The 20,316-nt window shown below is 72.2% G+C and carries 16 protein-coding genes and 1 pseudogene; 7 read left to right on the top strand and 10 right to left on the bottom strand.

Features of this window, described 5'->3' with window-relative positions; genetic code table 11:
* The first annotated feature begins 2 nt into the window (after positions 1–2).
* From AB0A94_RS11900 to AB0A94_RS11890, 3 genes are read left to right on the top strand one after another with little or no spacing between them, the layout of a single operon-like run.
* Entirely contained in the window at positions 3–1,157 is a 1,155-nt protein-coding gene (locus AB0A94_RS11900) for a SagB/ThcOx family dehydrogenase (protein ID WP_361742560.1), read from the top strand.
* Positions 1,154–2,893, top strand: a complete 1,740-nt coding sequence (locus tag AB0A94_RS11895) for an ABC transporter ATP-binding protein (RefSeq protein WP_361742556.1) — start codon at positions 1,154–1,156, stop codon at positions 2,891–2,893. Before AB0A94_RS11900 ends, AB0A94_RS11895 begins: the two co-directional genes overlap by 4 nt.
* Positions 2,890–4,656 (top strand): ABC transporter ATP-binding protein, encoded by a 1,767-nt coding sequence (locus AB0A94_RS11890; protein WP_361742553.1) that lies wholly within the window; start codon positions 2,890–2,892, stop codon positions 4,654–4,656. The genes AB0A94_RS11895 and AB0A94_RS11890 overlap by 4 nt, the downstream gene beginning before the upstream one ends.
* A gap of 351 nt (positions 4,657–5,007) precedes the next feature.
* On the opposite strand, the gene AB0A94_RS11885 is transcribed toward AB0A94_RS11890, so the two are convergent.
* The 3 genes from AB0A94_RS11885 to AB0A94_RS11875 form a co-directional block, all read right to left on the bottom strand.
* Positions 5,008–5,535: a flavin reductase family protein gene (locus AB0A94_RS11885; RefSeq protein WP_361742550.1), complete on the bottom strand. Its 528-nt coding sequence runs from the start codon at positions 5,533–5,535 to the stop codon at positions 5,008–5,010.
* A 155-nt stretch (positions 5,536–5,690) separates the two neighbouring features.
* Entirely contained in the window at positions 5,691–6,443 is a 753-nt protein-coding gene (locus AB0A94_RS11880) for a hypothetical protein (protein ID WP_361742547.1), read from the bottom strand.
* Positions 6,380–7,330 (bottom strand): hypothetical protein, encoded by a 951-nt coding sequence (locus AB0A94_RS11875; protein WP_361742544.1) that lies wholly within the window; start codon positions 7,328–7,330, stop codon positions 6,380–6,382. Before AB0A94_RS11875 ends, AB0A94_RS11880 begins: the two co-directional genes overlap by 64 nt.
* Before the next feature lie 446 nt (positions 7,331–7,776).
* Between AB0A94_RS11875 and AB0A94_RS11870 the strand changes: the two are divergent.
* The 3 genes and pseudogenes from AB0A94_RS11870 to AB0A94_RS11860 all read left to right on the top strand — a co-directional run.
* A pseudogene (locus AB0A94_RS11870) lies at positions 7,777–7,878 on the top strand (IS5/IS1182 family transposase); the annotation flags it as partial.
* Positions 7,879–7,997: 119 nt separating this feature from the next.
* Positions 7,998–9,527, top strand: coding sequence for a glycoside hydrolase family 43 protein (locus tag AB0A94_RS11865; protein WP_361742660.1), 1,530 nt, complete (start codon positions 7,998–8,000; stop codon positions 9,525–9,527).
* A gap of 164 nt (positions 9,528–9,691) precedes the next feature.
* Entirely contained in the window at positions 9,692–10,708 is a 1,017-nt protein-coding gene (locus tag AB0A94_RS11860) for a LacI family DNA-binding transcriptional regulator (protein WP_361742541.1), read from the top strand.
* Positions 10,709–10,734: 26 nt separating this feature from the next.
* Here the strand turns inward: AB0A94_RS11860 and AB0A94_RS11855 are convergent, their stop codons facing one another.
* The 5 genes from AB0A94_RS11855 to AB0A94_RS11835 form a co-directional block, all read right to left on the bottom strand.
* Positions 10,735–11,595, bottom strand: a complete 861-nt coding sequence (locus AB0A94_RS11855) for a CocE/NonD family hydrolase (protein ID WP_361742538.1) — start codon at positions 11,593–11,595, stop codon at positions 10,735–10,737.
* A gap of 99 nt (positions 11,596–11,694) precedes the next feature.
* Complete coding sequence (locus AB0A94_RS11850) at positions 11,695–13,194, bottom strand: alpha-L-arabinofuranosidase C-terminal domain-containing protein (protein WP_361742535.1); 1,500 nt, start codon at positions 13,192–13,194, stop codon at positions 11,695–11,697.
* 136 nt (positions 13,195–13,330) lie between these two features.
* Positions 13,331–14,224, bottom strand: coding sequence for a carbohydrate ABC transporter permease (locus AB0A94_RS11845; protein ID WP_361742532.1), 894 nt, complete (start codon positions 14,222–14,224; stop codon positions 13,331–13,333).
* The gene (locus tag AB0A94_RS11840) at positions 14,224–15,246 is read right to left on the bottom strand and encodes a sugar ABC transporter permease (RefSeq protein WP_361742529.1); all 1,023 of its coding nucleotides are present in this window, start codon (positions 15,244–15,246) and stop codon (positions 14,224–14,226) included. The genes AB0A94_RS11845 and AB0A94_RS11840 overlap by 1 nt, the downstream gene beginning before the upstream one ends.
* A 10-nt stretch (positions 15,247–15,256) precedes the next feature.
* Entirely contained in the window at positions 15,257–16,546 is a 1,290-nt protein-coding gene (locus AB0A94_RS11835; RefSeq protein WP_361742526.1) for an extracellular solute-binding protein, read from the bottom strand.
* Positions 16,547–17,308: 762 nt separating this feature from the next.
* Here AB0A94_RS11835 and AB0A94_RS11830 point away from each other — a divergent pair.
* Complete coding sequence (locus AB0A94_RS11830) at positions 17,309–18,193, top strand: fructosamine kinase family protein (protein ID WP_361742523.1); 885 nt, start codon at positions 17,309–17,311, stop codon at positions 18,191–18,193.
* 311 nt (positions 18,194–18,504) lie between these two features.
* Here the strand turns inward: AB0A94_RS11830 and AB0A94_RS11825 are convergent, their stop codons facing one another.
* Together AB0A94_RS11825 and AB0A94_RS11820 are read right to left on the bottom strand one after the other, a co-directional pair.
* On the bottom strand, positions 18,505–19,521 hold the full coding sequence (locus tag AB0A94_RS11825; RefSeq protein WP_361742521.1) for an MBL fold metallo-hydrolase: 1,017 nt from the start codon (positions 19,519–19,521) through the stop codon (positions 18,505–18,507).
* A gap of 39 nt (positions 19,522–19,560) precedes the next feature.
* Positions 19,561–19,860, bottom strand: a complete 300-nt coding sequence (locus AB0A94_RS11820) for a hypothetical protein (RefSeq protein ID WP_361742518.1) — start codon at positions 19,858–19,860, stop codon at positions 19,561–19,563.
* Between the last annotated feature and the right edge of the window lie 456 nt (positions 19,861–20,316).

Below are 20,316 nucleotides of genomic sequence, written 5' to 3'. Positions count from 1 at the left end.
CCGTGGAAGACCTCCGCGAGGACCGCCCGGTGGACCTCGTCGCCGCCCTCGCCCGCGCCCGCTCCCCGGAGCGCCCCGGCCCCGACACGCCCGCCGGGACGGCCGTCCGGCCCTGGCCGGGTCCGCCGCTCCCGATTCCGCAGGCCGGCCCGGCGGCCCTCGATCTGCACGCCCTGCTGCGCCTGTCCCTGGCGGCCTCGGACGCCTCCGGACGCCTCAGGCCCGCGCCCTCCGCGGGTGCGCTGCACCCGGTGGACGCCGAACTGGTCGTGGGCGCCGGCTGCTCCCTGCCGCCCGGCCGCTACGGCTACGACCCGCTGCGCCACCGCGTCCACCACGTCGGCCCGTCCCCCGACGGCACGCCGCCGGGCGTGACGGCCGAACTCTCGGTCACCGCGCGGCGCACGGTCTCCCACTACGGCCACCGGGCCTGGCCCCTGCTGCTGCTGGACACCGGGCACGCCGCCGCGGCGCTGTTCCTGGCGGCCCGCGCCCTGGGCACGGGCGAGCCCGAAGCACGGCTGGCCGGACTCACCGAGAACCCCCTGGCCGTCGTGCGCATTCCGCCGCCCGACGGGCGGAGCCCGACGCACCCGGCGGACAGCCCCCGCGTCCCGGAACCGTACGGGGACACGCCCACCCCGGCCGAACTGCTGGCGCGCCGCAGCACCCCACCGCCGTTGCCGGGCGCCCCCTCCCACGCCGCACTGCGGGCGGTCCTGGCCACCGCCGAACGGGCCGGCGCCGACGACCTGTTGCGCTGGTGCGCCGCGGTCGGCCCGCCACGGCCCGGCCTCGTGGAACCGGCACCCGGCGGCACGGCCCTGCGGCGGTACGCGGCGGGGGAGGCCCGCCCGACGCTCGCGGCCTGGGCCGCGGGCCAGGCGTGGATCGCGGACGCGGGCGCCGTCCTGCTCGCCCACGGCTGCCCCGCGGACGCCGACGCCGCGCGCGTCCGCCGCGCCCACCTGCGGGCCGGCTTCGCCGTCCACCTGGCCCATGTCACCGCCCGGCGCCACGGGCTGGCGGCCCGGCCCGTCGGCTCCTGGCAGCAGGCGGACCTGGGCGCCGCCCTCGGCGCCGCGCCGGACCGGGATTGGGTCGTGCACGCCCTGGCCCTCGGCACCCGTCACGCCGACGAGGAGAACCCCACATGATCGTCCACCCCGAACTGCGCCGCGCCGCGGGGCGCGCCCGACGCCCCCTGCTGGCGGCCACCCTCCTGCAGGGCGCCGTCACCCTCACCCACCTGGCACAGGCCGCGCTGCTGGCCCTCGCGCTCGCGGGCCTGGCCCGCGGCGACACCGGACGGCTCCCGTGGCTGCTGGCCGCGGTGCTCGCCGTCGTCGCCGCGCGCGCCGGGCTCGCCGTGTGGCAGCGGCGCACCGCCACCCGTGCCGGGGCCCGGGTCAGGGTGGCCCTGCGGGACGAACTCCTCGTCCACCTGGGCCGGCTGGGTCCCGCTCACCTGACCACCGCGCGGGCCGGCGCCGTCCGCACCACTCTCGTCGACGGGGTGGAGGGCGTCGACGCCTACGTCTCCCGCTACCTGCCCCAGCTCCTGATCACCCTCACCGTGCCGCCCCTCGTCCTGACCGCCCTGGCCGTGGTCGAACCGCGGGCCCTGCTCGGCCTCGTCCCCGCGCTGCTCCTCGCCCTGGCCGGGCCGCGCGCCTGGGACCGGCTCCTCGCCGCCCGCGGCAAGGAGCACTGGGACACCTACGAAGGGCTGGGCGCCGACTACCTGGAGGCCCTGCAGGGCATGCCCGCCCTGCGCGCCGCCGGCGCGGTCGGGCGCACCCGCGCACGCCTGGAGGAGCGGTCCGCGGCGCTGCACCGGGCGACCGTCGCCAAACTGCGGGTGTCCCTGGTCGACACCGGCATCACCGACCTGGCCATCCAGGGCGGCACCGCCGCCGCGGCGCTCCTGGCGTGCTGGTCGGCCGTCACCGGAGCCACCACGGCGACCGGCACCTACCTGATGCTGCTGCTGGCCTCCGAGTGCTTCCGGCCGGTCCGCGACCTGGCCCGCGAGTGGCACGCCGGATACCTGGGGGCGTCGGCCGCGGACGGCCTCGCGGCCCTGCGCACCGCCGAGCCGGCCGTCCCCGACACCGGAACGGCACCCGCGCACCGGCAGGAACCGCCCGAACTGCGCTTCCACGACGTCCGCTTCACCTACGACGGAGCGCCGGCGCCCGCGCTGGACGGCGTCTCCTTCACCGCCGAGGCGGGACGGACGACCGCGATCGTCGGCCCGTCCGGCGCGGGCAAGTCCACGCTGCTGGCCCTGCTCCTGCGCCACCACGACCCGCAGGCGGGCCGGATCACCCTCGACGGGCGCCCCACGACCGCGTACGCGCTCGACTCGCTGCGGCAGGGCATCGCCGTCGTCTCCCAGGAGACGTACCTCTTCCACGCCACCATCGCCGACAACCTGCGCCTGGCCCGGCCGGACGCCACGGACGACGACCTGACCCGTGCGGCACGCGTCGCCGGCGTCCACGACGAGATCACCGCCCTCCCCGACGGCTACGCCACCGTCCTCGGCGAACGCGGCGCCACCCTCTCGGGCGGGCAGCGCCAGCGGCTCGCCCTCGCGCGGGCCCTGCTGGCCGACGCCCCGGTACTCGTCCTGGACGAGGCCACGAGCGCCGTCGACGAACGCCGCGAGGCGGACATCGTCCGGGAACTGCTGAACGCCGCCGGCGGCCGGACCGTCCTGGTGGTCGCACACCGGCTGGACGCCGTCCGGCACGCCGACCGCATCGTCGTCCTCGACGAGGGCCGGGTGGACGCCGTCGGCGGGCACGCCGACCTGGCCGGGGCCGGCGGCGTCTACACGAGGCTCGTCGAGGCCGGCCACGCCCACCGAGGAGAACGCGCCGCATGACCACCGCCGTCACCACCGACACCGACACCGCCACCCCCGCGGACGTACCCGCGCGAGGCGCACTGCGCGCCCTCCTCCCGGCCCTCGCCGAGCACCGCGCCATGACGGCCCGCACCTGCGCCGCCGCGCTCCTCGAACAGGGCTCCCTCGTCGCGCTGCTGACCCTCGCCGCACACACCGTGGGCACCGCCGTCATCGAAGGGCACACCCCCTCGGCCGCCGGCGTCACCGCGCTCGTCGCCCTCGTCCTCGTCCGCGCGTGGACGACCTGGCGGGAGATGGACCTCTCGCACGACCTGGCCTACCGGGTACTGGCCGCCCTGCGGGTACGCGTCTTCGACGGACTCGCCCGCAGCGCGCCCGCCAGGGTCGCGGGCCGGCGCAGCGGCGACCTCGCCGCCACCGCCCTGGCCGACGTGGAGGCACTGGAGTTCTTCTACGCCCACACGACAGCCCAACTGCTGGCGGCGGGGACGGTCCTCACCGGCGGGGCCGTGGTCCTCGCCACGGTCGAGCCGTGGCTGCTGACGGCCGTGCTGCCGGTCGCGGCCCTGCTCGCCGCGGCCCCCTTCGCCGACGCACGCGCCCGCGCGGCGCGCGGCACCCGTACCCGCACCGCCATGGCGAAGCTGTCGGCCGACACGGTGGAGGCCGTCGACGGGCTGCACGAACTGCTCGCCTTCGGCGCCCTGGCGGAGCACCGCCGCAAGCTCGCCGGGCGAGGGCGGCAGGTGGGCGACGCCCAACGCGCCGAGGCCACCTGGGAGGCCGTCGCGGCCGCGGTCCGCGACCTCCTCATCGTGGCCGCGGTCCTCGGCGTGGTCGCGGCGGCGGCGCAGTCGGTGACCTCCGGACGGCTGCACGGCGCGTGGGCCCCGGCGGCGATGACCCTGGCCCTGTCCGTCCTCGGCCCCGTCGCGGAGTCGGCCCGCGCCCTCAGCCAGGCCGTGGCGCTGCGCGCCGCCGCCGCCCGCGTCGACGCGGCCGTCAAGGCCCCGGCTCTCGCCCCGCCGCCCGCCGCCCCCCGCGCCCTGCCGCCCGGACCGCTGGGCGTCCGGCTGCACGGGCTGAGGTTCGACTACGGAGGACGGCCCGTGCTGGACGGCGTCGAGCTGACGGTCCCCGCGGGGCGGACACTCGCCCTGGTCGGCGCCTCGGGTGCCGGCAAGTCGACCTGCGCCCACCTGCTGGCCCGGTTCTGGGACCCTTCCGCGGGCGCCGTCCAGCTGGTGCCCGCCCATGCCGACCCCGTGGACGTGCGGGAGGTGAGCGACGCGGAACTGCGGCGTGCGGTGGTGCTGGTGGGACAGGACACGCCCCTCTTCCACGGCACCCTCGCCGAGAACCTGCGGCTCGCCGCACCCGGGGCCGACGACCGGGCGCTGGCCGAGGCGGCACGGCTGTGCGGCGTCGACCGGATCGCCCCGATGGACACCCTCGTCGGTGAGCGGGGCGCCACGCTCTCGGGGGGCCAGCGGGCCCGCATCGCCCTGGCCCGCGCCCTGCTGGTCCGGCCGCGGGTCCTCGTCCTGGACGAGTCCACCGCCCACCTGGACAACACCGGCGACGCCGAACTCGCCACCGCGCTCCGGGAGGAGGGCCGGACGACGATCGTCATCGCCCACCGCCCGGCCACCATCCGCCGTGCCGACCGCATCGCCGTTCTCGAGGAGGGCCGCATCACGGAAGAGGGAACCTGGGAGGACCTCACGAGCCGCCCCGGCAGCGCGCTCAACCGCATCCTCACCGCCCCCGGGCCTTGACCCGGCCTCGGACCGGTCGAGGTCGAAGGGCTCGTCCGCCGCGTCGCGGACCTCGATCTCCCGGGTCTCGACGGGGGTGAGCGGACGGATCGACCCGCACCGGGCGCCGGGCCTGTCGAGCGGCTCCTCCGGCGTGGGATCCTCGCGGAGGACGAGGCGGTGGCCGGGAGGCGCCGGCGAAGGGAAAACCCCGGCCCCACGGGGCTCGAGGGCGCCACGCGCCCTCTTCGGTCACGGTTGAGTCTCGAGCCGGAATTATGGCTTCCCTCACAGCCGTGGTGATGGGCCGGGCATCGGATACGGATGGATCACGGGGACGTCCATGGTCTGCCGTTCCCTCCGGCGCGCTCTTCAGGAGATGAAGTCGTACGACAGGAACCCGTTCTCCACGTCCTCCGCCCAGGACCCGTACCGGCGCATGCCGTACAGCAGGGGCATCGGCCGGCGCAGCGAGGTGACCAGCGTGGCGCGGGCCATCACCACCGTGTGGTCGCCGACGGCCTGTTCGGCGGTGACCGTGCAGTCGGCGATCGTGTGCGCCGCCTCGACCAGATGCGGACCGCCGTGCCGGGCCGGTACCCACGGCACCCGGTCGAACCGGTCCGCGGCCCCCGAGCCGAACAGCTCGGCGGTGGACCGGGCGTGCTGGTGGAGCAGGTTCACGGACAGCGACCCGCTGTCCAGCACGGCGTCGAGGGTGGGACTGCCGGCGCGCAGACGGACGAGCAGGGTGGGCGGGTCGAGGGCGACGCTGCACAGTGATGTGCGCGTCATCCCCCAGGGGGTGCCGTCCGGGGCCTGCGCCGTCACGACGGAGACACCTGTGGGGAATCCGGCGAACAGGTGGCGCAGATCGGCTTCGTACCGCTGGTGCGACATGGTTCCTCACTCGCCTCGGTCACGGGGATGCGGACAGGGAGGACCCGGGGCGCCGGACGGCCCCGTGGGGGAGGGGGTGTGCCCACGAGGTCGTTCGGCGGGGAGGAGCCGGGCCGGGGGTCCGGCCTCGGCGGGACGGGTTCGGGCGACCGGGATCAGTAGTCCCTGGAGCCGGTCCCGGCCTCCGCCTCCTTGGCGAGCGCCATGCCCCGGGCGGCATTGAGCATGCGTTTGCCGATCTCCGGCGGGGCCTGGGTGCGCGACCACTCCTCGGCCGCGTCCATCCGCTCCCGCGTCATGTTGAAGCAGCGGTTCTCCGGCAGCCCGAACCTGTCGGCGTGCGCGATGAAGTCCACTTCCTTCTGGATGTACTCGTGGATGCGCGCGGCGGCGGCACCCGGCTCGACGGTCCCGGCCTCGACCGCCTCGCACAGCTCACGGGTGAGCTTGCCCATGCGGACGAAGGTCTCGCTGATCGGGAGGGGGGAACCCGGGTTCCCGGACCGCTCGGCCTCGAGGAAGACGTCGGCGTCGCCGGTCTCGCTGAACCGGTAGTAGGCGTCCTCGACCATCATGTTGCCGCTCATCGTCCCGAGCATCCAGGTCCGGTTGACGGCGTTCCACAGCTCGTAGTGACCGAAGCCGACGAACGAGCTGTAGACCAGGTCGTCGTGGAAGTCGAACAGCCCCTGGTGCAGCGCCTTCACGTGGGCGAACCGCTCCTTGGACCAGTCGCCGTCGCGGGAGGCGGCGATGAGTCGCCAGCCCAGTGCGTTGACGAGCTCCAGGGTGTTCGCCAGGCCCCGCGAGTACAGCGCGTCGATGAACCCGGCGGCGTGGGACGTCAGGCAGTAGTGGTCGCCGACGACCGTCTTGGCCGAGTACTGGAGCGGCCGGTGGAGACGCACGGGCGGACCGCCTTCGCCCCCTCGAACTGCCAAGCGATCTCGGGGAACCGTGCGAGGAAGTCCTGGAACTCCTGCTCCGGGGGCGTGTCGCCCTTCGGGTGCTTCCGCGGGTCCAGGGTGAGGCCGACGCTGCACAGCGGGTTGCGGGCCGCGGCGTGGTTGTCGAACGGGATCACCCGGAGCCAGCCGCCGTCGAAGACGTGGTGCAGCGTGCCGTGGTGCCACGGGCTCGGCTGGTCGTGCCGCCGCGCGGTGGGCGAGTCGTCGAACGGCTTCACCCCGATCATGTGCGTGAAGAGACAGCGTGAGTGGGTCCGGGCCCGCGTGGGCGTCTCGCGCAGCTCGAACTTCTCCGCGAGCGGCGAGCGGAACCCGCTGCCGTCGACCACGTACGAGGCCCGGAACTCCTCGCCGTGCTCCGTGCGCAGGACCGCGCCCTCGTCCGGGTCGATGTCGATCTCGGTGACCCGGGTGGCGAGCCGCGCGTCGGCGCCGTACGTGAGCGCCACGTGGAACAGGTGCGCGTCGACGTCCTGCCGAAACAGGTGGGTCTCGGTGCGCAGGTCGATCGGGACCACCAGCTGGTTGATCTCCTGCGGGTCCTGCGGCTGCCCCTCGCGGTGGTAGACGAAGCCGAAGTTCTGCTTCTGGCCGCAGTGGGGGGAGATCTCCTCGATGGTCCCCTTGTAGTTCGACAGGGCCTTCAGCTCGGGCACGTCGTAACGCTTCGCGATGAGCCGTGCCATGCCCGAGGTGTACGGGATGGTCGACTCGCCCACCGCGAAACGCGGGTGGGTGCCCGCGTCCAGGATGAGGGTCTTCACCCCGTTGCGCGCGAGCACCGCGCCCAGCATGCCCCCGGCCATGCCGCTGCCGAGGATCACCACGTCGTACCGGTCTGTTTCGTCGGCTACGACTTTGCCGCGCCCCGGCGACGCGACACGAAGGCATGGTCCGTCGTTGCGACCGTGCTCGCGCAGGGGCTGACCTACGATCACCGCCCTGGTTGTGGCTGCTCGCCACTCCCCTCCTTCCGGCCCCGGACCCGAGCTGAGGTGCGCGTCCGGCGACGCGCAGCCGAGCGGCTGGGCCTGCCCCTGTCGGTGACCCTCGCTCGCCGCGACGCCTTCACCTCGGAGAGCCGCGACGAGCAACCGTCCTCTCCGTCGGCCGCGAAGCGCGAGGCGACCTGAGCGTCGCCTCGACGCGGCATGCCGCGCCGGCCGGGTGAGCGGTCAGGGCGTGGTCCGCACTGAGAAGATCCTGCTGCGGCTGGAGTGGTCACGGCAGCGGAACCGTCCTGGACACCCCCGTCCACCGGGCTGCGCTCGCGCGACCATGGAAGATCCTTCGCGACCGCCGGCTCAAGGGCAACGACGTCCACCACGCGCTCCTGGGGATCGCCCACCTGTACGGCCTTCGTCAGGCCGGCTGATCGGATGACCGCCCGACTACCGGAAACGTCCGGGCACGCGCACGAGACCAATCGCGGGACAGCCCTTAGGCTCGCTTCCACGGTGCCCGGCGGCTCGAAGGGAAGACGTGTACGTGCATATGTACGACAACCCTGTGATCAGCGGGTTCCACCCCGATCCGAGCGTGTGCCGGGTCGGTGACGACTACTACCTGGTGTGCTCCAGCTTCGAGTACTTCCCCGGGCTGCCGCTCTTCCACAGCAAGGACCTCGTGCACTGGAAGCAGATCGGCAACGTGCTCGACCGGCCCGGGCAACTGCCGCTGCCCCTCCCCGGAGCCAAGGCGTCCGGAGGCCTCTACGCCCCCACGATCCGCCACCACGACGGCCGCTACTGGGTCATCAACACCAACATCGACGGTGGCGGCAACTTCGTCGTCTCGGCCGAGCGGCCCGAGGGGCCGTGGAGCGACCCGGTGTGGATCGACCTGCCCGGGATCGACCCCGACCTGGCGTGGGAGGAGGACGGCACCTGCTGGTGCGCCTTCTCCGGCCCCGAAGGGGGCGTCAACATGGCCAGGATCGACCCGGTCAAGGGCGAGGTGCTGGAGGGGCCTTTCGCCACGTGGTCGGGCAGCGGCCTGAAGTTCCCCGAGGCGCCGCACCTCTACCGCATCGGCGACCGGTGGTACCTGCTGATCGCGGAAGGCGGCACGGAACGCGGCCACAGCGTGTCCATGGCCCGCAGCCGCTCACCGCGCGGCCCCTGGGAGGGCGCACCCGCCAACCCCCTGCTGTCCCACGGCGGTACCGCCCGCCCCATCCAGAACACCGGCCACGCCGACCTGGTGGAGGCTCCCGACGGCAGTTGGTGGATGGTGCTGCTCGGCGTCCGCCCCCGCGGCTTCACGCCCGACGTGCACGTGCTCGGCCGCGAGACGTTCCTGACCCCCGTGGAGTGGGACGAGGACGGCTGGCCCGTCGTCGCGCCCGTTCCCGAGAGCCACGCGGCCCCGGCCGGTGCCTGGCATCCCGTTCCGGCCCCGCCCGCCCGCGACGACTTCGACGGGCCCGCTCTCGCGCCGCACTGGATCTCGCCGTTCGCCCGCCCGGAGGGCTCCTGGTCGCTCACCGAGCGCCCCGGCCGGCTGGTCCTCAACGCCACCGGCCCCACCCTCGACCGCCCCGGGTACACCTTCGTCGGCCGCCGCCAGCAGCACCACGACTGCCGCGTCACCGCCATGATCGACCCGGGTGGGGGACGCGGTGGTCTCTGCGTACGCCTGGACGAGGCCCACCACTACGAACTGGAGGCAGGGAACGGGGAGATCGGCGTCGTCGCCCGGATCGGGCCGCTGCGCCAGACCGTGGCCCGCCGGCCGGTCCCGGCCGGGCCGCTGCCCCTCACCGTGACGATCCGGACGGCCGGCCTCGTGCCCGCTTCGCCCGAACTCACCGACGGCGGGACCACGGGCCCCGACACCATCGCCTTCTGGCTCGGCGACCCCGGCGCCCCGGACGCCCGGCCGCTCGCCGAACTGGACGGGCGCTACCTGTCCACCGAGGTCGCCTGCGGCTTCACCGGCCGGGTGATCGGCATGTACGCCACCGAGGGCGCGGTCGCCTTCGACTGGTTCGAGTACACCCCGGCCCCGGCGCCGTCCGTGTGACGCTCGGCGTGCGGGCGGGTGCCGCACCCCGAGGGAACCCGTCCGCAGCCGGCTCGAACCCCGGCCGAGGCGCCTCCCCGGCTCCCGGAAGGCCTCCTCACCGGTTGGGCTAACCTGTCCCCATGCCACCCCGACCAGCCGGATCGCGCCCCACACTGTCCTTGGTGGCCAAGACCGCCGGTACGAGCGTGCCCACCGTGTCCAAGGTGCTGCGAGGCGGAACCGACGTCTCGGCGCAGACGCGCGCGAAGGTCATGGAAGCCGTGCAAGCCGTCGGCTACACCCGCCGGGCCGGAGCCAAGGGCGAGAGCGTGCGGGACGAGAGCGGCTTGTCCCACGTGCTCGACCTCGTGGTCACCCACTTCGAGGGGTCATGGGCGAACCTGTTGATAGCCGGGGTCGGGCGAGAAGCGGCAGCAGCGGGACTCGATGTCGTACTGACGCTCGCCGAGCCGCACGGCGACTGGGTGTCGCGGGTTCTGAGAAGGCGCACCCTCGGCGTGATCGGGACGCTGGTCGACCCCGCCTCGGCGCAGTTCGGCGCACTCTTCGCCGCGGGCGTCCCCGTGGTGCTGATCGACCCGATGAGCACACCGCCGTCAGGGGTGGCGAGCGTCGGCGTGGCGAACTGGGAAGGCGGCCGTATGGCCGCCGAGCACCTTCTGTCCCTCGGCCATGTGCGGATGGGGGTGGTCGCCGGCCATGCCCGCCACCTCTTCAGCCGGGCCCGCGTCGACGGTTTCCGAGGGGCGGCCGACACGGCGACCGCCGGCAGTGCCACGGTGTCGGTGGCCCACGGCGGATGGAACCGTGCCAAGGCGGCGACCGCCACCCACACCCTGCTCGACGGCGACCCGGGGATCACGGGGATCTTCGCCTGCGCGGACTCCATGGCACTCGGCGTCTACGACGCATTGAGCGCACGGGGCCTGCGGATTCCCGAGGACATCAGTGTCATCGGCTTCGACGACCTGCCCGAGGCGCAGTACATCACCCCCGGGCTGACGACCGTCAGACAGCCCAGCACCGAGTTGGGCGCCGCGGCGGTCAAGCTCCTGATCCAGCTCTCCCGGGGCGAGGACGGCGGTGCCCGGCCCCCCGCCCGCATGAAGCTGGCCACCGAGCTGGTCGTCCGTGCCTCCACCGGACCCGCCCCGGCGACCGCGGCACCACGCCGGTGACGCGGACCGGCGTGTTCCGGTCGGTCTCATCGCGGTGTTGTCGTCACGACCTGGAGGACGAGGCGGCTCGGACGGGCGGTGCCGTGACGGATCGTGTACTCCGCCGCGGTGGGCCGCGGGGTCGCCCCGGCCGGCTCGAAGGCGTTGCGTCCGACGTCCCAGCGGGGTGACGAACTCGGTGCGATGTCGACGCGCACCCGGTGGCCCGGCAGGAACGTGTGCGCCGTCGACCAGAGGTCCACGGCGAACTCCTGCTCCCGGCCCGGCTCAAGCGGCCGTCTGTCGCCCAGGCCCGTGACCGGGTCGACGGACCGCGCCGACCCCTGCTGCACGCCGTCGGTGACGACGCGGCTGCTGCCGTCCGGGTGCTCGTCGCACAGCCGCACGACCACATCCGCGTCCGTTCCCGTGGTCGTGAGGTGGACGACGGCACGGACCGCGCCCATCACCGTGAGTTCCTCGGTGAGCGGCTCGGTACGCCACGAGACCACGTCCTGCCGTGCCTCGATCGCCGCCTGGTCGGCGGCCCCCGCCTCGAACGGCGCGAAGAGGAGTACCGCACCGCCGCACGTCGGCACCGGGGATGCCGGATCGCTGATCAGCCGCCGTTCACCGTTCTCGGCCGGCTCGGTCGCGAGCGTTCCCCCGGCGTTCAGGTACAGCTCGAGCGTCCGCGTGTCGCGCGGGGGGAACTCGTCCAGTTCGATCCACCGGTTCGAGCCCATCAGGAACACACGTACCGGCGGCATGTCCGCCGCGCCCGCGCGCAGGGTGGTGTCGAACCACCGCACGTGCTGCGCGGTGAGGTCTCCGCCGCCGAGATCGTCGGCGGACGCGCCCCGGAACCAGCAGGACGGTCCGAAGCCGTGTTCCATCGCGCAGCGCACAGGTCACCTCGCGGCGCTCGGCGACCGGGCCCGGCGATTCACGGGCCGGGTCGCCGCGCCGGAGGGGAGCCGGCTCCTGAACGGGGCTCGTGTCGTCGCTCACCGGAGGGCGACCGCCGTCCACGACGTCGGCGGCAGTTCGATGGTGAGCAGCCCGTCGGCGAGTGCCGCGCCGGTGTTCGCGGCCGGGGCCACCCGGTCCTGCCGGGCGAGCGTGTTCTTCGCGTACACGTCGGGGTCGGCGAGCGTGACCGCCTCGGTGACGCGCGAGGAGCCGAGGCTGCGCACATCGATCGTGACCTGCGCGGCTTCCGCCAGGCCGCGGTTGACGAGGAAGACCGCGGCCCGGTCCTCGTCGACGGTCGCGACGGCGTCGACGACGGCCACCTCTCCGTAGCGCGCCGTTTCGTACGCGGGCGTCTCGATCAGGGGCCGGATCACCTCGCCGGCGGCGAGCCGGCTCGTGATCGAGAACGGGCGGAAGGTCGTCTGGCGCCAGGCCGGGCCGCCGGGCTCGGTCATGATCGGAGCGATCACGTTGACGAGCTGTGCGAGGGACGCCGGGGTGACGCGGTCGCTGCGGCGCAGGAGCGTCATCAGCGGACTGCCGACGACGACGGCGTCCGCCACCGTGTAGGTGTCCTCCAGGAGCCGGGGGGCGTGGCGCCACTCGTCGTGGATCTCCTCGGACTCCTGGTGCTCCTTGAGGTACCAGACGTTCCACTCGTCGAAGGAGACGTCGATCTTCTTGGTGGAGCGCTTCTTGTACCCCACGTGGTCGGCGGTCGCGACGACGGCGTCGATGAAGTGGTCCATGTCGACCGCCGAGGCGAGGAAGGAGCCGAGGTCGCCGTCGTGCTCCTGGTAGTACGCGTGGCACGAGACGTGGTCGACGTGGTCGTAGCTGTGCTCGAGTACGGTGCGCTCCCAGTGGCCGAAGGTCGGCATGGCGGATCCGGAGGAGCCGCAGACGACGAGTTCGAGGCCCGGGTCGGCCCTCTTCATCGCGGCGGCGGTGCGGGCGGCCAGCTTGCCGTAGTCGTCCGCCGCCATGAATCCGGTCTGCCAGGGGCCGTCCATCTCGTTGCCGAGGCACCACATGCGCACGTCGTGCGGTTCCGGCGTGCTGTTGGCGACGCGCAGGTCCGACAGCGCCGTGCCGGACGGGTGGTTGGCGTACTCGAGCAGGTCCAGGGCGGGCAGGATGCCGCGGGTGGCCACGTTGACCGCCAGCATCAGCTCGGAGCCGGTGAGCTCGAGCCATCTGGCGAACTCGTCGAGGCCGACCTGGTTCGACTCGAGCGAGCGCCAGGCGAGGTCGCGGCGTACCGGGCGCTTCTCGCGTGGGCCGACGGAGTCCTCCCAGCGGAACCCGGAGACGAAGTTGCCGCCCGGGTAGCGGATGGTCGTGCTGCCCAGTTCCCTGACGAGTTCGACGACGTCCATGCGGAACCCGTCGTCGTTCGCGCTCGGGTGTCCGGGCTCGTAGAGCCCGGTGTACACGCAACGGCCGAGGTGCTCGACGAACGAGCCGAAGGTGCGGCGCCGGACAGGGGCGACGACGGCCTGCCTGTCGAGTTCGATGTGGACGCGGGGCAACGCGACGGTCCTTTCCGGGGGATGGCGCGGGAGTGTCGCGGGCCGGGTGGTGCCGTCGCGGTCAGCGGCCCGCCCCTGCCGTGAGGCACGGCAGGGGCGGGCGCGGGACGGCCCGGTCCGGGTCCTGGTACCGGTGTCAGCCCTTCACGGCACCGGTGAGGCCGCCGACGATGCGCTTCTCGAAGACCGAGAAGAAGACCAGTGCGGGCAGCATGGCGAGTGAGGTGAAGGCGAGCACCTTCGCGGTGTCCGTGGAGTACTGCGAGGAGAACACCTGGACGCCGAGCGGCAGGGTGTAGTTCGCCTGCGAGTTGAGGACGTACAGGGGCAGGAGGTAGTTGTTCCAGCTGCCGACGAATCCGAGGATGCCGACGGTGACCACACCGGGCAGCGACAGCGGGACCACCATGCGGAAGAAGAACCCGAGCCGGCTCATGCCGTCGATCGCGGCGGCCTCCTCGATCTCGTTCGGGATAGCCCTGAGGAACGGCACGAGGATGATGACGGTCGTCGGCAGGCCGAAGGCGATCTGCGGGACGATCACGCCGAGCAGGTTGTCGACGAGGCCGAGGTCCTTGACGACGAGGTACAGCGGAGTGATCGCGATGACCATCGGGAACATCAGGCCCGCGGCGAACAGCGAGTACATCGCCCCCTTGAGCTTGAAGTCGTAGCGTGCGATCACGAAGCTCACCATCAGACCGAGGGCGACGATGCCGACGGTGCTGGTGATCGCGACGATGAGGGAGTTGGCGAACTCGCCCCAGAACACCGTCGACTTCAGGATGTCGAGGTAGTTGCCGACGACCCAGGGGCGCGGCAGGGCGGCCGGTTCCGTGGTGATCTGCGCGTTGGTGCGGAACCCGCCGAGCACGATGTGGAGCACCGGCGCGACGCAGACGCCGACGAAGAGCAGCGCGACGAAGTAGGTGACGGGGCTGCCCCACTTCTGCGGCTTGTCGCGGCGGCCGGCGGGTGCCTTCGGCTCCGGCACGGGGGACATCCGGGAGGCGGTGGTCGTCGCGCTCATCACACGGTCCCTTCGGTGACGGCGCCCCTGAGGTCGCGGCGCAGGACGAAGCGCTGGTAGATCAGCGCGACGACGAGCGAGATCACGAACATCACGACCGCGACGGCGCTGCCGTAGCCGTAGTTGCCCGCGTTGCGGCCCTGGGCGAGCATGTAGATCGCCATGGTCGAGGTGCCCGCGGTGCCCGAGACGTACTGGCCCCAGATGATGTAGACGAGGTCGAACAACTGCAGCGAGCCGATGATCGACAGGAAGGCCCAGATGCGGATCGTCGGCCCCAGCAGTGGCAGCGTGATGCGGCGCTGGATCTGCCAGTAGGAGGCGCCGTCGATCTGCGCGGCCTCGAAGATCTCGTCCGGGATCGACTGCAGGCCGGCGAGCATCAGAATCACCGCGAAGCCGATGTACTTCCACGTGATGATGGCCATCAGCGTCCAGATCGCCAGGTCCGGGTCGGCGATCCAGTCGGCCTCCAGGGAGCTCAGGCCGATCCGGTGCAGCAGGTCGTTGACGGCTCCGTCGCTCTGGAGCATCAGGCTCCAGCCGGTGCCGACGATGATCTCGGAGATGATGTAGGGCACGAAGACCAGGACGCGGATGACCGAGCGGCCGCGGATCCTCTGGTTGAGCAGGAGCGCGAGGACGATCGCCAGCGGACCCTGGATGACCAGTGAGAGCACCAGGATGAGGCCGTTGTGCCACAGGACGTCGTGGAAGGCGGGGTCGGTGAGGATCAGCTCGTAGTTGTTCAGGCCGACCCAGTCGGTGGGCTCTCCGTAGCCTTTCCACTGGTAGAAACCGTAGTACGCGGCGAGCGCGACCGGGAAGATCACGAATGCCAGGAACGTGATGACCGCCGGTGCGGACAGGACCGCGATCTCCAGTCGCGTCCTGGCACGGCCTCGGCGGTGCGCAGCCGCTCGCGGCGGAGCCGGGGGCACGGACGTGGCCGCGTCCCCGGCTCCGGGCGTGCCCTGCGGCCGGCGGCCGTCGGCCGTGTCGGTGCCCAGGGTGTCGCTCATGTCTGCTTGCTCAGCCCTTCTCGGCGGCAGCCTTGACGTCCTTGACGATGTCGGCGGCGGAGCCCTTGCCGGCCATCAGGTTCACGACGGCGATGTTCATGGCGTTGCCGACGTTCTGGCCGTACACGGTGTCGAGGAACTGCATCGAGTAGGCGGCCTTGTTGAAGGCCTGCAGTGCCGAGATGTTGTAGGGCTCGGTGACGACCCCCTGGGCCTGCTTGTTCACCGGAATGGTGTCGAAGTCCTCGGCGTAGGCCTCCTGCTGCTCCTTGGTCACGACGAACTGGAGGAAGCCCAGGGCCTCGTCCGGCGCGTTCTTGGAGAGCGAGTATCCGCCGGCGCCGCCCATGATGGCGGACGGGTCGCCCTTGCCGCCGGGAACGGCGGGGAAGGGGAACCAGCCCAGGTCGGGGAGCGGCTTCTTGTCCGGGGTCAGATCGGCGATCACACCGGGATTCCAGTTGCCCATGAGCTCCATGGCCGCCTTGTGGTTGGCGATCATGCCCGCCGAGGACCCGGCGCCCTGCTGCGACGTCGCCGTCAGGAAACCCTTCTGGAAGGGTTCGGTCTCCAGGAGTCCGGCGAGGTCCTCACCGGCCTCGGTCCAGCACGGGTCGTCGAACGTGAGCGACTTGGCGGCCTCCTGCATGGTCTCCTGGCCGCACTCGCGCAGGGCGAAGTTGTAGTACCAGTGGGCGGCCGGCCAGGCGTCCTTGGCGCCGACCGCGATCGGCGCGACCTTGATCGCCTTCAGCTTCGCGACGGCGTCCTCGAGCTCGTCCATCGTCGTCGGCGGCGAGGCGATGCCGGCCTTCTCGAACAGGTCCTTGCTGTAGTAGATGCCCTCGGGCTGCGTGTCGAGCGGCATCGCGTAGACCTTGCCGTCGATCGAGACGCCCTCGAGGGCCGCGTCGCCCACGTTCGCCCTGTCGGTGTCGGTCAGTTCCAGTGCCCGGATCTGGCCGGCGTCGACCATGGCCTGCATCTTGCCGCCACCGCGCTGCAGGAAGATGTCGGGCGCGGAGTTCGAGTTGAGCGCGTTCTGCAACTTGCCGTCGAGGTCCTCGTTCTGGACCGACTGGATCTTGATCGTGACGTCCGGATGCAGCTCGTGGTACGCCTTCGCGGCGTCCTTCCAGAACTGCACACCGCGCCCTTCCATCGCGTTCGTCCAGAGGGTCACCGTGCCCCGGCCGCCGGACGAACCGCTGCCGTCGTCACCGCCGGCGCAGCCGGCAGCGGCGAGTGCGATGCACACGCCGGTCGCGGCAGCCGTCGCGCGGCGGGTCTTCCTCGTCATCGTGGAACTCCCTGATCTGTCGTCAGTGATCCGACTACTGATAGTTTGCGCAAACTAATGGGCCATCCGCGAAGCAGGAGCAAGGTGTACCGCCGAAAATGAATGCGAGGCAACCAACAGTTTTCGCAAGTTGTGCAATCGTTACTGACGTAGTGGCAGTTGTCGGTGATCACGAACGGGTGCGGTGGGATCGCCCGCGGCCATGGCCCGTCCGACGTGGCGTTCCTGCCCGTCGACGGAACCGTCGCCGGGTTCGAGGGTGACGAGGCCAACGTGCCCGTCACCCTGACACCCGAGCGGGCGGTGGAGGACGCGGCGGCTCCTGGCGCCACAGCGGCCTGTGTCATCCACCGCGAACTGTTCGGCAACCCTTCCGCCAGCGTCGGACAGCCCGACGTCGTGGAGCGGTTCGGCCGCGCCGCCCGGAAGAGTGGCATCGGGCCCCGCGTCGTGGCCGAGGGCGAGGTCGTACCGATCTGGCATCGTGACCCACCCGACCATGGAGTGCGACAGGCCGGGTGCGGCAGGATGGAGGATCAACGAGGCTCATACGCCTGTGCGTCGAGGCGTCGAGCCCTTCCCCGGCGGCACGGGGGCCCCGTGCGTTCCGGTCCCTCGTCCGCTCGCGGCACCGTCACCCGCGGCGAGGCAGGCGTTCGGCAGGGCGGCGTCGAGGGTCCGGACCCACCAGGCCCGATGAACGAGCCGTCGCAGGCTCACCCCTGATGTCATGATGCGGGACCGACAGTGAGGAGCACACCCGTGACCGAGGCGAGGTCCTTCCTGCTCGAACGCCTCCACGCGGCCGACCTGACCGACGTCGTCGCGATCGAGCCGGCCACCGGAGGCCTCGCCGCGACCGCGGGGCTCGCGCGCCGCGTCGACGGCACGTCGGTGTTCGTCAAGGCGTTCGGCGAGCCGCCGTCGGACGACGTCTTCGCCGCGGAGGCCGAAGGCCTCACCGTGTTGCGCGAGGCGGGCGGCATCGCCACGCCCGAGGTCGTCCTCACGGACCGCGACCTGCTCGTGCTGTCCGTGCTGCGGCCCCGGCCGGACACCGAGGCCTTCTGGGAACAGCTCGCACATGCGCTCGCCCACCTGCACACCACCACGCGGTACCCCCGATTCGGCTGGCACCGGGACAACTGGCTGGGCCGTCGCCGACAGGTCAATACCTGGGCCGACGACGGGTTCGAGTTCTTCGCCCGGCACCGTCTGCTGCGCTGGCTCGACGAGCGACGTGTCCGGGAGGCGCTCGACGCCGCGGACCGGGCGGCGCTGGAGCGGCTGTGCGACCGGCTGCCCGAGCTGCTTCCGGTCAGGCCCGCGTGCCTGACGCACGGCGATCTGTGGGCACTGAACGTCATGGCCGCCCCCGACGGGCGGCCCGCGCTGATCGACCCTGCCGTGTCGTACACGTGGGCCGAGGTCGACCTGGCCCACCTGTGGACGACGGCGCCGCCGCCCGAGGCGCACGTGTTCTTCGAGCTGTACGCCGAGCTGACCGGACTCGACCGCGACTGGCGCGAACGGATGCCGATCCTCCAACTACGTCAACACCTGGCCGTGATCGCCCAGTTCGACCCCGACTGGGGCGCCGCCGACCTCGTGCGCGCCACGCTCGCCCCCTTCCGGCAGCGGCCCTGAGCTCCCGCGAGAAGTACGACGCACCGCGCCGGCTCGGCGCCGACCGCGCGGGCCTCCTCGCCCGCCTCGTGCCGGTGGGCACACTGATCACCCCGTCGCACTCGGCCTCGGCCGGGCAGGCCCCGCCGACGTCACCGGCGCGCCCGCTACCGCTGCTCGAGGAGAGGACGCGGTGCAGCCGGCAGGTCCCGAGGCTGTGCGGTGCGTTCGGCGGGCAGGGCGGTGCAGTAGGTTTCCGACTCGATCGGGTGGGGCCGGGCTGTGGCGAGGAGATCGTGGCCCATGAAGCGGCGGGCCTCGGTCCACTCGTTTCATGCTGGGCCGGGTCCGCCCCGACGAGCCGGACGACGGCGGTGCGTCAGCAAGGTCGGCAACGGCTCGGTGCGAGTCCTGAGCTGTGCGCCGGAGGTGCCCACGACGAACGGGTTGGCAGTGGTGTTCGGCGTCCTGCGCAGCTGTGCCATGCGTTCCAGGCCGTAGTCGCAGAACGCGTGGTTTCTCAGTTCGACGTCGACTCCGGCCTGGCTCATCTTGGAGGCGAAGCCAAGGACCGAGTTGAGGTAGGTCTGCTTGTCCGCGGTGGGGGTGGGCGGGTTGGTGCCGCCCCACAGCATTGCGGTGTGCGCGCCGCCCTGCCAGCGGACGGGGAAGATCGGTGAGACGCTGCCGCGGGTGTGGCCCGGCGTGTGGTGGAGCCGGACGGTGGTCCCGCCCAGGGTCAGGCTCTGGCCGTCGGTGATGTCCAGGTCGCGGGTGGGTGCGTTGGCCGGCCGGCTGGCGGCGAGGGTGTTCCAGTCGGCCGGGGCCATCATGACGCGGGCGCCGTAGGTGTCGGCGAGGTACTGGGCGCCGCCGAAGTGGTCGCCGTGGCCGTGGGTGACGACGACGTACTTGATCGTCGACGGGTCGGCCCCCGGGGCGCGCAAACCCGAGACGATGTACCGCTGGGCCTCCGTCGGATTGTTCAGGGCGTCGATGAGGATGATCCCGCCCGAGGTGAGGATCGCCGTGGCGGACACCCAGCCGGCGCTGAGCACCGCGACGTCGTCAAAGATCTTCAGGGGCGCGGGAGCAGTGGGCCGCGGAACGCGGAAGCCCGCGGTGAGCGCGCTGATGAGGCTGGTGAGGATCGGGTTGTCACCGGCCAGTTCGGCAGCCGTGTCGAAGTAGTCCTGTGCGGTCGCGGCTGCGGCGCGCCCCGGAAGCAGGGGCGTCGCGCCGGCGGTGAGCGCCGCGGCGGCGCCGAGCTGCCAGAAGCGGCGGCGTGTGAGGGTCCCGTGGCCTGCGGAGAGTGCCGGGCGGGTCGTATCGGTCGTGGGCTCGCTCATGAGTGCGGCTCCTTGCGGGCGAATGGGTGGGGGGATGCTTCAGGCAGTGACGGTGACTCGTTCGTCCTGTCGATCGGTCGCGGTGTCGCCGAGAGGGCCAGTCCGGCGTTCTTCGAGGAGGAGGTCGCCCATGGCGGATCCGGCGGGCAGGACCGGGCCAAGCGCGAGCAGGCCGCGGTCGCGCGGGATCATCGGGTTGCGCTCGCCGCGGTCGACCACCGGCCGCAGCTTCTCGTCCGACTCCACGGTGACGCCCTCGATGCCGTGACGGAGGACCGAGCCAGGCAGTTGGGCGGCGTGGTTCACCGAGCGGATCGGCGGGGTGCCCGGAACGGTCACAGCCATGCTCCTTGATCGCTTGGCGGTCGTCGCCGGTGCGGGGCGACAACCCTGATGTGCGGGAGCATGGACGTGTGACCACTTGGGATCCCATGGCGAGGCCGATAGTGAATGCGGCTCCTCGGTGGCGGATCCGATATTGCGTCAGTCGCCGTGGGCGAGCGAGTCATCATGCGTCCCACACGCGCCCGATGTGTCGTCAGGAAAGTCGGCATCCGATCAGCATCAGTCTCCGCGCATTCCGGGACGGCTGTCCGAACGGACGCCTGGTCGGTGGCGTCACAACAGCTTGGTTCGTGCGGAAGCGCAGGCAGGGAGCCGTCTTTCAGGAGTCCGAAGTGCTGCGCACTCTGTTCAGTTCAAAATCTAGCGTTTGGGTATTTGTGCAGTTCAGGGCCTTGCTGGCTCACCTTCGGTCAGTAAACGGTCAGCGTGTGTCGCAGCCGAGTCCTCGCC

It is taken from the genome of Streptomyces sp. NPDC044984, assembly GCF_040646935.1.
Classification (GTDB): Bacteria; Actinomycetota; Actinomycetes; order Streptomycetales; family Streptomycetaceae; genus Streptomyces.
Note: the sequence above shows the minus strand (reverse complement) of the source record. Positions and strands in the feature narration are given on the sequence as shown.

What these genes read in the sequence shown, in the direction of transcription:
- AB0A94_RS11835 (WP_361742526.1), bottom strand. Translation starts at nt 16,546, where the DNA reads ATGACGAGGAAGACCCGCCGCGCGACGGCTGCCGCGACCGGCGTGTGC.
- AB0A94_RS11885 (WP_361742550.1), bottom strand. Translation starts at nt 5,535, where the DNA reads ATGTCGCACCAGCGGTACGAAGCCGATCTGCGCCACCTGTTCGCCGGA.
- AB0A94_RS11890 (WP_361742553.1), top strand. Translation starts at nt 2,890, where the DNA reads ATGACCACCGCCGTCACCACCGACACCGACACCGCCACCCCCGCGGAC.
- AB0A94_RS11825 (WP_361742521.1), bottom strand. Translation starts at nt 19,521, where the DNA reads ATGAGCGAGCCCACGACCGATACGACCCGCCCGGCACTCTCCGCAGGC.
- AB0A94_RS11895 (WP_361742556.1), top strand. Translation starts at nt 1,154, where the DNA reads ATGATCGTCCACCCCGAACTGCGCCGCGCCGCGGGGCGCGCCCGACGC.
- AB0A94_RS11840 (WP_361742529.1), bottom strand. Translation starts at nt 15,246, where the DNA reads ATGAGCGACACCCTGGGCACCGACACGGCCGACGGCCGCCGGCCGCAG.
- AB0A94_RS11865 (WP_361742660.1), top strand. Translation starts at nt 7,998, where the DNA reads ATGTACGACAACCCTGTGATCAGCGGGTTCCACCCCGATCCGAGCGTG.
- AB0A94_RS11845 (WP_361742532.1), bottom strand. Translation starts at nt 14,224, where the DNA reads ATGAGCGCGACGACCACCGCCTCCCGGATGTCCCCCGTGCCGGAGCCG.